Origin of the sequence: Mesobacillus sp. (assembly GCF_049588175.1) — a bacterium.
Taxonomy (GTDB): domain Bacteria; phylum Bacillota; class Bacilli; order Bacillales; family Cytobacillaceae; genus Mesobacillus.
Genome location: NZ_JBAVFI010000608.1, coordinates 1 through 11,497, shown reverse-complemented (window position 1 = coordinate 11,497; position 11,497 = coordinate 1). Strand labels below are relative to the sequence as shown.

Annotated in this window: 13 protein-coding genes; 10 read left to right on the top strand and 3 right to left on the bottom strand. The window is 40.1% G+C overall.

What is annotated here, in order from left to right; genetic code table 11:
• The first annotated feature begins 18 nt into the window (after window positions 1–18).
• Window positions 19–999, top strand: coding sequence for a diaminopimelate epimerase (gene dapF / locus WB217_RS14770; RefSeq protein WP_423994001.1), 981 nt, complete (start codon window positions 19–21; stop codon window positions 997–999).
• Between the two features lie 70 nt (window positions 1,000–1,069).
• On the opposite strand, the gene WB217_RS14765 is transcribed toward dapF, so the two are convergent.
• The gene (locus WB217_RS14765) at window positions 1,070–2,899 is read right to left on the bottom strand and encodes a DNA ligase D (protein ID WP_423994000.1); all 1,830 of its coding nucleotides are present in this window, start codon (window positions 2,897–2,899) and stop codon (window positions 1,070–1,072) included.
• 135 nt (window positions 2,900–3,034) lie between these two features.
• Here WB217_RS14765 and WB217_RS14760 point away from each other — a divergent pair, with 135 nt between their 5' ends.
• The 5 genes from WB217_RS14760 (at window position 3,035) to WB217_RS14740 (ending at window position 6,687) form a co-directional block, all read left to right on the top strand.
• Complete coding sequence (locus WB217_RS14760; protein WP_423993999.1) at window positions 3,035–3,880, top strand: Ku protein; 846 nt, start codon at window positions 3,035–3,037, stop codon at window positions 3,878–3,880.
• Between the two features lie 108 nt (window positions 3,881–3,988).
• Complete coding sequence (locus WB217_RS14755) at window positions 3,989–4,885, top strand: NAD-dependent epimerase/dehydratase family protein (protein ID WP_423993997.1); 897 nt, start codon at window positions 3,989–3,991, stop codon at window positions 4,883–4,885.
• Window positions 4,886–5,067: 182 nt separating this feature from the next.
• Entirely contained in the window at window positions 5,068–5,604 is a 537-nt protein-coding gene (locus WB217_RS14750; protein ID WP_423993995.1) for a hypothetical protein, read from the top strand.
• A gap of 60 nt (window positions 5,605–5,664) precedes the next feature.
• Window positions 5,665–6,162, top strand: coding sequence for a metallophosphoesterase family protein (locus tag WB217_RS14745; protein ID WP_423993994.1), 498 nt, complete (start codon window positions 5,665–5,667; stop codon window positions 6,160–6,162).
• A gap of 135 nt (window positions 6,163–6,297) precedes the next feature.
• Entirely contained in the window at window positions 6,298–6,687 is a 390-nt protein-coding gene (locus WB217_RS14740; RefSeq protein WP_207499578.1) for a hypothetical protein, read from the top strand.
• 34 nt (window positions 6,688–6,721) lie between these two features.
• Here WB217_RS14740 and WB217_RS14735 read toward each other — a convergent pair whose 3' ends face one another.
• Both WB217_RS14735 and WB217_RS14730 read right to left on the bottom strand, forming a co-directional pair.
• Window positions 6,722–7,027 (bottom strand): DUF6509 family protein, encoded by a 306-nt coding sequence (locus tag WB217_RS14735; protein ID WP_423993993.1) that lies wholly within the window; start codon window positions 7,025–7,027, stop codon window positions 6,722–6,724.
• A gap of 122 nt (window positions 7,028–7,149) precedes the next feature.
• Window positions 7,150–7,770, bottom strand: a complete 621-nt coding sequence (locus tag WB217_RS14730) for a LysE family transporter (protein ID WP_423993992.1) — start codon at window positions 7,768–7,770, stop codon at window positions 7,150–7,152.
• 328 nt (window positions 7,771–8,098) lie between these two features.
• Here WB217_RS14730 and WB217_RS14725 point away from each other — a divergent pair, with 328 nt between their 5' ends.
• The 4 genes from WB217_RS14725 to WB217_RS14710 all read left to right on the top strand — a co-directional run.
• A complete protein-coding gene (locus WB217_RS14725; RefSeq protein ID WP_423993991.1) occupies window positions 8,099–8,305 on the top strand; it encodes a cold-shock protein in 207 nt (68 codons plus the stop codon).
• A gap of 304 nt (window positions 8,306–8,609) precedes the next feature.
• The gene (locus WB217_RS14720; protein WP_423993990.1) at window positions 8,610–9,362 is read left to right on the top strand and encodes a DeoR/GlpR family DNA-binding transcription regulator; all 753 of its coding nucleotides are present in this window, start codon (window positions 8,610–8,612) and stop codon (window positions 9,360–9,362) included.
• A complete protein-coding gene (gene pfkB, locus WB217_RS14715) occupies window positions 9,359–10,270 on the top strand; it encodes a 1-phosphofructokinase (RefSeq protein WP_423993988.1) in 912 nt (303 codons plus the stop codon). Before WB217_RS14720 ends, pfkB begins: the two co-directional genes overlap by 4 nt.
• A gap of 15 nt (window positions 10,271–10,285) precedes the next feature.
• Window positions 10,286–11,497 (top strand): PTS fructose transporter subunit IIABC (locus WB217_RS14710; protein WP_423993987.1); only part of this gene is annotated, 1,212 nt, incomplete at its 3' end.

Genomic DNA, 11,497 nt, shown 5'->3' with positions numbered 1-11,497 from the left:
GAATTAGGGGGCAGGAATATGTTAATCGATTTGATAAAATGCCATGGTTCTAATAATGATTTTTTACTTATAGACGAAACCGAAGGAAACTATAAACTGGACGATTTTAAAAGACGGGATTTGGCTTTGACGCTTTGTGACAGAAATACTTCACTCGGTGCTGATGGCATTTTGTTTATTCGTAACAGCAACGTAGCAGATGCGCAATACCGCATTTTTAATTCAGATGGTACGGAGGCCTCAATGTGTGGAAACGGTCTTCGATGTGCCGGAAGATATGTTTGTGAAAAGCTCGGTAAGGATGAAGCAATAATAGAAACATTGAAAGCCAATCTTAAAGTGAAAAAGCATGAGGAAATTTTTACCGATATCCCAACCTATCAGGTGGAGATATCTCCAGTGTCTTTTAAATTGGAGGATTTGCCGCTTAGCCTCGATCAAGAAACACTTATTCAGGAAAAACTGCCGGAGTTATCAGAAGAGTTGACCTTTACAGCTCTGGCTGTGCCAAATCCGCACCTGACTGCCATTGTTAGCAAAGAGCAATTAGACTCTGATTTGCAGGAAGAAATAAGCCGAAAGGTAAATAATCCGAATGACTTATTTCCGGACGGAGTGAATGTGAGCTTTATCAGACTGCTTGAAAAAGGGAGTATATACGTCAATACATTCGAACGGGGAGTAGGCTTCACAAATGCATGCGGAACAGCCATGTCTGCATCAACTCTCGTCACTTGCCTTTTGAATGATAATGAATTTGGGCAGCCAATCAATGTTTATAACAACGGCGGAATGGTTCAATGCGATGTCCACGAACACAATGGGGTCTACTCAATCGATTTAATCGGTAACGCAACGTTTTTGTACTCAGCGCAGCTAGAGATCGATTTTAATGAGGAAGGTATTGTAGTGGATGTATTGGAGCAGGAAGATTTCAATGAAGATGCACAGTATAGCTTGCTGCAAGAGCATGCAAAAAAATATCTGAACCAGTTTTAAAAAATTTACCTGGGTAACAATTTGCCAAAAAACCTCCTGAGCTCAAATTACAGGAGGTTCTTGCTGCTTATTACTTTGTTTTTAAAATCTGAAGCACTGGTTCAAAATTTTGTTCTTTTTTTGCAGCGAAATAGTCTCGGAACGGGCATCCCTGTTTCTGGACTCTTTTTATGATTGTCCCTAAATGAAAATGTTCAATTCTTAAGTCTTCGGTGACTTCATCCCAGAATAGGGGAGTCGCCACACCGGCATGTGATTTGCCCCTCGCTGAATAGGGGCTGACGATTGTTTTGCCCTCAGCATGTTGGACATAGTCCACATACAGCCTGTTGCCTCTGTTCTTTTTCAAACGTTCAATAGTAAAAGAATCTGGATCCTTTGAAACTAGATATTGCGCAATAAAAGAAGTAAATAACCTGGTATCGTCATAGCTATAAGTGTTGTCAGGGAGCGGAATATACACCTGAAGCCCTTTGTTTCCAGATGTTTTAATAAAACTGATGAGCTTTAATTCATCTAAGACTTCTTTAATGTATAAGGCTGCTCTTATTGCTAAATGAAAATATTCCCTTGATGGAGGGTCGAGGTCAAAGACGATTTCATCAGGCCCTATGTTCGAGATTGTTTGAAAAGGTATATGAAATTCAATGGCAATCTGGTTTCCGAGCCAAAGCAGAGTCTTCATATTGTTGCATACGATATATTCGATTCCCTCTGACATTACCGTTTCCACAAAAGCAGGAGCATAATCAGGAACATTTTTTTGGTAAAAAGCTTCGCCGAACATTCCATGTGGATATCGAATTACTGTCAACAGCCTGTCCTTTAAAAAAGGAAGCATATAGGGAGAAATTTCCCTAAGATAATGAATATAATCCACCTTCCTAACTGAAGGTTCCTCCCATAGCGGTTTGTCAGGATGGGTGATTTCAATATCAGGTGGCAGATTCTTTTGCTGAAAAACAAATTTCTTATATGTACAGGTATCAGGGGACAAATCGAATCGGAATTGGTGGAAATGCGGCTCGCGGAGCTGGTCATCATAAATTTCCAAATACTTCACGTCAAGGCAAATTCCCGGTTCGACATAAATATATTGATTGTCTTCATCACTTTTATTTTGTTTGATAATTTGCTGGAGCGCATTTTTCTCTTCGGGCTTAAAGCCGAAAATGACAAGGCCGATTGATAATATTTCATTATCCTTGTAGACAGAAATATAAAAATATCCATTGGATTTTTCATAAGCTGTGACAAAACATGATACATATTTCCAATTCTTCGCTTTGATCCAGGCTTCAGTCCGTTTTCCTTCCACCCATTTGCTATTCGTTCGCTTAGCCACAATCCCTTCACCATCAAATAACATTATTTTTTCCCATAAGCTATCAAGGTCAGTCTCGCTAGGGATTAATTGAATTAGATGTTGGCCTCGAATATCAGGTGCCAGTGGAAGCATGAGATCTTTGAATAAAGTTTCGAGCGTAGTTCGCCGTTCTTTATATGATTCAGTTATTAGGCTTGTTCCTTTAAGTGTAAGAAGATCAAATACCATCAATCTGCATGGATTCTTTTTGGCAATAAGACCAATACGTTCCTCTGACCTCATTCTTCCTCTAACTTGAATGGCAGCAAAATTTGCTTTATATTCATTCTCTAGATATACCAGCTCAGCGTCCATTTCGAGCGGGAGATACGGTTTGAACTCTTCTTTAAGGGAGAGCAAGTATTCCTTAATTTCAGGGAAAATTGGGAGGAGCGGCTTTCCATTCCGGCTAGTCAGAGCAAGCTCATTATCCCATGATAAAATAGCCCTGAACCCGTCAAATTTTGTTTCATAACGCCACTCATTCCCTCTTGGGATATCAAATGACAGTGTAGGCAGCATTGGTTTCGGCATGATTTCCATCCTTTCACCAGTCGTATTTATATTGTTCCTGTTTATCGGCAAACTAGTCCGCTGGGAAAAGTTTTAACGAATGATAAACCGTTTCTAAAGCAAATTAGTAATAAAACTATAAGGATGGAGACGTATATGCATACAATCTGGAAAGGAAGTATCAGCTTTGGCCTTGTCAATATCCCCATCAAGCTTCATGCGGCAACTGAAGATAAAGATGTTAAACTGAGGACGCTTCATAAGGAGTGCAACTCTCCAATCAAATATGAGAAGGTTTGCCCTGTTTGTGCCAAGGAAGTGAAAAATGAAGATATCGTGAAAGCTTATGAATATACAAAAGGCAAATTTGTCGTTCTTGATGATGAGGATTTGGAAGCATTAAAAAAAGAAAATGAAGAAAAATCAGTCGAAATCATCGATTTTGTAAAAATGTCTGAGATAGACCCGATCTACTATCAAAGGAGTTACTTCATGTCGCCCAGCGAAAGTGGAGGAAAGGCCTATTCCCTATTGAGAAAGGCGCTTGAAGAATCGCAAAAAGTTGGAATCGCCAAAATCATGATCCGTGCGAAAGAACAGCTGGCGGTAATCAGGGTGTATGATAACACGCTCGTGATGGAAACAATCCATTTTCCCGACGAGGTAAGAAAGACTGTAGATGTACCAAATGTTCCAGAAGAAAACAAGGTAACGGAGAAGGAACTTCAAACGGCAATCATGCTGATAGACCAGCTCACAACAGAGTTTGACCCCGATAAATATCATGATGATTACCGGACTGCCTTGCTTGAGCTAATAGAAGCAAAACGCACCGGAAAAGAACTAGTGACACCAACGGAAAAAGAACCTGTTTCAAATGTCACCGACCTCATGGCTGCACTCCAGGCATCAATCGACCGAACAAAGCCAGAGAAAAAAGAGCCAGTAAAGAAAAAGAAAGCCGCCGCAAAACCAAAAGCAAAAGAGAAAAAGCAAGCGTGAATAATACATCTGCCGGCCAGCGTACTGCTTGGCCGGTTTTTATTCGAATAAAAAGGAAAATTTGTTTCGGGTGCAGAATAAAATACAGAGATAAAGGGGGAAGTACAAATGAGAAAAGTTCTTGTATTAGGTGGGACTCAGTATTTTGGCAAAAAGCTCGTTCAGAAACTAATTGAAAATGGCGACCAAGTAACAATAGCGACGAGAGGGACAAAGGATGATCCTTTTGGCAATCAAGTTGAACGGCTTGTAATAGATCGCGAAAAAAAAGATACAATGGCAATTGCATTCGCAAACAAAGAATGGGATGTGGTATACGACCAATCCTGTTTTTCGCCCACTGAGGCCAGGGATACGGCCGAAGTGCTTAAGGGAAAAACTAAGCGATATATTTTTACATCAACCCAAGCTGTTTATGAATTTGGAACGATGCATAAAGAAGAGAACTTTGATGCCAATACATATGAAATAAACTATAAAACACGCAGGGAATACCCTGGATACGAAGGTTACAAGGAAGCTAAACGCTCCTCGGAGGCTGTTTTCCATCAGCTTGGTTATTTTGATGTTGTTTCAGTCAGGTTTCCTATCGTAGTATCCGATGACGATTATTCAGAACGTTTAAAATTCCATGTCGATAAAATTCTTTCAGGCCAGGCAATTGGAATTCAGAATCCTGATTTACGATATAGTTTCATCCATGCAGGTGAAGCCGCTGATTTTTTAATGAAAATAGGTGCTTCCGATTATTATGGACCAATCAATCCAGGATCTGCAGGTGACATAAGCCTGCGTGAGCTTATTGACAAAATTGCCAAGCTTGCTGAAAAAGAAGCAATGATTGAAAACGGTCTCGCCGCAGAAAATCCATCTCCATATTCATTGCCAGGATCCTGGTCAATCGATACTACGAGGGCAGAGCAACTTGGGTTTGTATTTATCCCGCTCGATCAATTACTAGAGGAATTAATAAAATATTATATTGAAGAATACAAAGAGGTATAAAAATGAACCAGGTGCAGTGCATGCACCTGGTTTGGTGTTTTCAGGAATTTCAGAAGGAATTCAGCATGGAAGTAAAAATGAAAATTGAAAAAGGTATTTCCATCCAGCTGTCAAATATATAAGAACTAGGTAATTTTGTTTTCCTTGATTGAAAGTTTTACTTTACGGGGGGAGGCAGCGGCATGGAAAAGAAAAGTAAATGGAAACGGATGATTGTACCAGCAGCGATATTCCTATTGGCTTTTGGATTATATGTAGGCTATTCCAGCTGGGAAACAAAAAATCATGAGGATGTCAGGAAAATCCGCGAAGCAGTGGCTGCCAGTAATGATGAAAATGAGGACATTGCTGTGTTTCAACAAGAATCAGTAAAAAAGGATTTTAAGAGTGTAGGGATTTTTATTTCAAAGTTCCACCAAAATTACAACCAGTCACTTGGCTGGGGAGGAATTGATTCGGTGAAATGGGAAGCCCAAAGGGAGACCGCAGCTGAAATCAATTCCATTTTAAAGAGTATTCAAACAGATAATGGCGATTTGCAAGCGGATTTTGAGGCGATATCAGAATATGCAAAAACGATTGAAGGCGGAGAACGAGATAAAAAGGCTTTGCTGAAGCTTCATCGTTACTTCCATGACCTTGACATTGAAGTTAACGGTTACAAAAAGACAAATGATTACTTTGATGTGACTGAATATAAAAGATCTCAGAATGGTTAAACACATCCATGAAGGGTAACATAACAACAAATGGGAAAGAAATGGAGTGAGCAGGCAAGAATGAAACTAGTGGTATTGTCTGACACTCATATGCCCAAAAAAGCAAAGCATCTTCCGCGCATAATGATGAAGGATTTGGAAACCGCAGATTACATCATCCATGCCGGTGATTGGCAGACCGTGGAATGTTTTCATGAGCTTAAACAATATGCGCAAGTAATTGGTGTAACAGGGAACGTGGATAGCCCGGAATTGAAAACTCTATTGAATAAAAAAGAAATTCTCAGTGCAGGAGATTTTAAAATCGGGGTTGTTCATGGACACGGCACTGGCAAAACAACTGAAAGAAGAGCAGTAGACGCTTTTATGATGGATGAAGTAGATTGTATTGTCTATGGACATTCACATATTCCTGTACGAAAGGAATCAAACGGTATTCTGCTGTTCAACCCAGGTTCTCCGACGGATAAAAGAAGACAGAAGGATTTTTCGTATGGTATCCTGACAATCGGAGGAAAAATTGAGGCAGAGCATGTTTACTTTGATGACAAGAGTTAAAGTATTGTATGGTTTTGTCTTGAGGTCCAGGTGTTTTCGTCTAAAACGACTGTTTGGAAATTCAGCCTGTCATTTTCAGAAGCAGTACATATTTTTGCCAGATACTAAAAGCATATAAGAGGAGTTGGAGTAATCATGAAAACATTTAATGTGAAATTTCATGCTGAAGATCAAGTAGAAACAATGGTTGTCCAGAAATTAAGCGGTGAAGAATATGAAACAGCTACAGAAGGTGGAACACGCCATTTATTTGATTTGGATACCAATATCGGTTTCTTCGTATTCTTTGACGCAGAAGATAAAGCAGGCAAAGAATCTTACCTAGTGCTTCAGTATGAGGAAGAAAGTGAAGAGCCATCCAATTGTTATGGCTTCGAATTGAAGGACTTCTATGAGTTTTCAGCTCTGTACCTGAATGACTTGGAGTTCAATGAGGAATTGAGCGAAGAGGAATACGGTCCTGTACACCATTTGGCACACCTTCTTTTTCATATTGTCGAAGAGGGAAAAACAGTACAGGTATAATAATAAATTAAAAAAGAGCAGTTTCTGCTCTTTTTTAATTTATTTCGTTATCTAACTCAGTATCGAGGTTCTGCATACAATAGGCTTTCACTGCTTCAGCCTCTTCATCTTCAAGGTCAAAATCTAGCACTTTTTCTGTTTCCTCTTCAATGAAATAATTTTGAAGAATTCGGCCTTCGCCGCCATCTACAAGGAAAATAACTTTTAACAGTAAACCTTTCTCCGTATACAGTTCGTCTTCCTCGTCTACATTGATATCTAAAAAAAACTCATATCTGTGTCCTTGAAGAAGGCCGAATGGATCTTCAAGCAATTCCACAGAATGTCCTGTAATTTCCATGTGCAAATCATCCTTTTAATTTTGTCTTTTCTATTATATATCGAAAATATCGATAACAATCAAGAAATTAGACTAAAAGTCAGAATGCCTGCCTATTCGGACAGATTCGATCTTGTATCCTTTTATAAAAATAGCTTCAATGCCTGATAACCAAAAAATAATCCAAAGCCAATTAGTGAAGCCCCTGAAATGAAGGAAATGAAGATAAGCAGCCGAGTAGTAAGCAGCTTCCGAAAGCTGCTGGAAATGGCAGCCATGACAATATCCCATATGATGAGTCCTGTGATGATGCCAAAGCTATTGATAATCAGTTCTCCAGTTCCGTAGGTGGATGCCGTCTTCGCAAGCACTGAGCCGTATATTCCAAGCCAAAAAAGAATCGTCAGTGGATTGGATATGGACATCAAGAACCCTGTGGAAAACGATTTAAATCCTGATCCGCTGCCTCTGTTTTCCATAACAATCTTACCAGAATTCATGATTGTCTCTATTCCAGAGTACATCAGGACAAAAAAACCAAACAGCCACAGGAAAGACTGCATGTATGGTGTCTCAAGAAATCTTACCACTCCAAGATATACAGTAAGCATATAGACAATATCAGCTGATAAAGCGCCTAGGCCCAAAAGCCAGGCTTGGAAAAATCCGCTTTTTATCCCCTTGTCCATTTGTGCAGCATTTACAGGACCAATTGGAGCTGCGAGTGATAACCCAAGGAATATGTATCCCAAAAACACGTTCATTTTAACGACCTCCATTAGCCAAAGCGTACAATTTGCTTGTACTATTTCTATTCAGGAATATGAAGGTGTACAACTTATTTTCCAAATAGGTTAAAAATTTGAACGAACATAAATAAAATTTTGTTGTTAAGCATATAATAGTAACTGTTGTTAAAGGGCAACGCTTGAGGGTTCATCTTTGGTAAAAATAAGAAAGTGTGGTAAAATGAAATAGATATCAACTTTCGCATAATTCATTTATTATAAAAAGTTTAATTTTCGGGCTTTTTATAATAGATGAATTTTTTTATCAATGGTTCGTCGATTACTTATATAGGAGCGTGAGGAAATGGCATTTGGCAGAAAACCACCTGAAGAGATCGTAACGGCGGAAACGAAAATATGGGTATGTACTTCTGATGATTGCAAATGCTGGGTTCGCGACAATTTTAAGAGCAGCAATGTCCCCGCTTGCCCAATCTGCAAAAGTGATATGGAACAGACAACTAAAGTATTAGAAGTAGTAAACAACCATAGTCAGAATTTGATTGGCTAATTTAAACCTCAAAACAGTCCGGGTTCTCCGGGCTGTTTTTTTGTGTGTAAAGGCTGGTTTCTGAAAGATTGGTGTTTTCAAGGGGATGTTTGAAAGCTAGCATCCTGGAGTGGGAATCAACAGACAAGTATAAAACAGCCTTCTTTTTAAGGTGAGGAATAAGATTATTTTCAGATAACAATCAAAACCTTTCACGAAAAAATATTGAATTTGATTATAATTGATTGATTTTGAAAGAAAATGATTGATTTTTGAAATCGATTACATTAATATGAAAATACGAAGCAAATAGGAGGTTAGGCTCATGTTGACACCTGAGCGCCACCAGCTCATTTTACAAAAAATAAAAGAAAAACCAACCGTTAAAATACAGGAATTAGTTGATTTGACTGAAGCTTCAGAGTCAACTATTCGACGCGACTTAACAGTCCTTGAAGAAGGCAAGTTCTTAAAAAGGGTTCATGGGGGGGCAGCAAGGCTGAGAGGCAAGCTTCAAGAGCCAAGCATGGTTGAAAAATCTGCCAAAAACCTTCAGGAGAAAAGGGGAATCGCTCAATATGCTGCCAGTCTTGTCGAAGAAGGAGACAGCATTTATCTTGATGCAGGCTCGACCATTCTGGAGATGCTCAATTTCCTTCCAGCAAAAGACATAGTAGTGGTTACGAATGGGCTCATGCATTTGCCACACCTTCTGGAAAGGAATATTGAAACCTATGTCATTGGCGGCTATGCCAAGCCAAAGACAAATGCCATCATCGGAAGAGGCGCATTAGCCAGCCTCGAACAATATCGATTCGATAAATGCTTTCTTGGCGTAAATGGGGTTCACCCGCATTCTGGCTATACAACGCCTGATCAGGAAGAGGCAATGATCAAACAAAAAGCCATATCATTGTCACGTGAGGTATTTGTGCTTGCGGATGATACGAAGTTCTCGGAAATCGCTTTTGCAAAAATAGCAGACTTACATGAAGCCACCATCATTACAAACACACTGGATGATGATATAAAAGGTCAATATTCTAGTAAAACTTCAATAAAGGTTGTGACAACATGATTTACACATTAACGCTTAATCCTTCCGTAGATTACATTGTCGAAGCAGATGAAATCGTACTCGGTGAATTGAACAGAAGCAAGAATGAAGCGAAATTCCCAGGCGGGAAAGGAATCAATGTATCCCGAGTTCTACGCTCAATGGAGATGGAAAGCAAGGCTATTGGTTTTTTGGGAGGCTTTACTGGAAAATATGTCGAGGAGTTCCTTAATAGGGAAGGCATTTACACAGGATTCATCAAAGTCGACGGGGATACGCGAATCAATATTAAACTGAAAGCAGATACAGAAACAGAAATCAACGCCCGCGGTCCTGAGATATCATCTCTTTCAATAGGTTTATTGAAGGAGCAGATCAAGCAGATAGGACATGGAGATTTCCTGGTGCTGGCTGGAAGCATTCCATCGAGCATGCCAGGGACAATCTACGAGGAAATTGTCCAGATTTGCAAGGATACAGGTGCAGAGTTCATCGTAGATGCAGAAGGCGATTTGCTAAAAACTGTGCTCGAATATCGCCCATTCTTGATCAAGCCGAATCATCATGAATTAGGCCAGTTTTTCAACACGGAGGTTTCATCGACAGTAGAGGCAATTTTCTATGGGAAGAAGTTGATCGAAGCTGGAGCTAAAAATGTGATTGTATCTCTGGCTGAAAAAGGAGCTGTATATATTAACGAATCCACAGCTTATACAGCATCTGTGCCGAAGGGTGAAGTCAAAAGCTCTGTTGGTGCAGGGGATTCCATGGTAGCAGGGTTCCTTTCCCGTTACATGAAAACGAAGGATCACAAAGAAGCATTTCGCTATAGTGTTGCCTCAGGAAGTGCCACTGCCTTTTCCATTGGATTATGTACGGATGAAAAAGTAGAAAAGCTTTTGCCAGAAGTAAATATACAAGAATGCTAGTGAGGGGGAAGAGATATGAGAATCACAGAATTGCTTACTAAAGAGACGATTCTTTTAACAATGAAAGCCAATACAAAGCTTGATGCAGTTGATGAGCTTGTAAGTGTTCTCGAAAAGGCTGAAAAAATTACTGACCGAACAATATTTAAGGACGCAATTTTAAAACGCGAAGAACAAAGTACAACAGGTGTTGGGGACGGTATTGCTATTCCGCATGCTAAAACTTTTGTTGTAAAGGATGCAGCGATTGTTTTTGGCAGATCTCAGTCGGGAATTGATTATGAGTCACTGGACGGACAGTCAGCTCATCTGTTCTTCATGATTGCAGCACCTGAGGGAGCTAATAACACTCACCTTGAAGCACTTGCACGCTTGTCAACGATACTAATGAAAGCAGACGCTCGTGAAAAATTACTGGGTGCTAAAAATGCAGATGAAGTATTAGAAATCATCAATAGCTATGACAAGGACGATTCAGAAGAAAAAGTCGAGCGTACGAATAAAAAATTCATTGTTGCCGTGACAGCGTGTCCTACAGGCATCGCCCATACGTATATGGCTGCAGACTCTCTTAAGGCAAAAGCAGCTGAAATGGGAGTGGACATCAAGGTTGAGACAAACGGATCCGGTGGCGCAAAAAATGTCCTTACTCCTGCTGATATTGAAAATGCTGAGGCAGTCATTATCGCGGCTGATACAAAGGTTGAAATGGAGCGGTTTGCAGGTAAACCTTTGATTGAGGTCCCTGTTGCTGACGGAATCAGGAGACCGAAGGATTTGATTGAGAAGGCTGTTAAAAAAGATGCACCATTATATCAGGCATCAGGAAATAAAGGGCCTGAAAAGAAAGAAAGCCGCGGCGGTGTGTATAAACATTTAATGAATGGTGTATCTAATATGCTTCCATTTGTTGTCGGAGGCGGGATCTTAATCGCAATTTCGTTTATGTTTGGCTATAACGCGTTCAATCCTGAAGACCCGTCTTATAATCCAATCGCAAAAGCTCTCATGGACATTGGTGGCGGAAGCGGAGCATTTGGTCTGCTTGTACCAGTACTTGCAGGATTTATTGCCCTTAGCATTGCGGACAGACCAGGTTTTGCTCCTGGTATGGTAGGCGGTTTGCTTGCAGCTTCTGGTGGTGCGGGCTTCCTTGGCGGATTGATTGCCGGTTTCCTTGCAGGTTACCTTGTATTAGGCTTGAAAAAGTTATTTGCCGGTTTACCA

Bases quoted from the DNA above. Each gene is read 5' to 3' on its own strand.
- pfkB (WP_423993988.1), top strand. From the start codon at position 9,359: ATGATTTACACATTAACGCTTAATCCTTCCGTAGATTACATTGTCGAA.
- WB217_RS14760 (WP_423993999.1), top strand. From the start codon at position 3,035: ATGCATACAATCTGGAAAGGAAGTATCAGCTTTGGCCTTGTCAATATC.
- WB217_RS14735 (WP_423993993.1), bottom strand. From the start codon at position 7,027: ATGGAAATTACAGGACATTCTGTGGAATTGCTTGAAGATCCATTCGGC.
- WB217_RS14740 (WP_207499578.1), top strand. From the start codon at position 6,298: ATGAAAACATTTAATGTGAAATTTCATGCTGAAGATCAAGTAGAAACA.
- WB217_RS14720 (WP_423993990.1), top strand. From the start codon at position 8,610: ATGTTGACACCTGAGCGCCACCAGCTCATTTTACAAAAAATAAAAGAA.
- WB217_RS14765 (WP_423994000.1), bottom strand. From the start codon at position 2,899: ATGCCGAAACCAATGCTGCCTACACTGTCATTTGATATCCCAAGAGGG.
- WB217_RS14745 (WP_423993994.1), top strand. From the start codon at position 5,665: ATGAAACTAGTGGTATTGTCTGACACTCATATGCCCAAAAAAGCAAAG.
- WB217_RS14725 (WP_423993991.1), top strand. From the start codon at position 8,099: ATGGCATTTGGCAGAAAACCACCTGAAGAGATCGTAACGGCGGAAACG.
- WB217_RS14755 (WP_423993997.1), top strand. From the start codon at position 3,989: ATGAGAAAAGTTCTTGTATTAGGTGGGACTCAGTATTTTGGCAAAAAG.
- dapF (WP_423994001.1), top strand. From the start codon at position 19: ATGTTAATCGATTTGATAAAATGCCATGGTTCTAATAATGATTTTTTA.
- WB217_RS14750 (WP_423993995.1), top strand. From the start codon at position 5,068: ATGGAAAAGAAAAGTAAATGGAAACGGATGATTGTACCAGCAGCGATA.
- WB217_RS14730 (WP_423993992.1), bottom strand. From the start codon at position 7,770: ATGAACGTGTTTTTGGGATACATATTCCTTGGGTTATCACTCGCAGCT.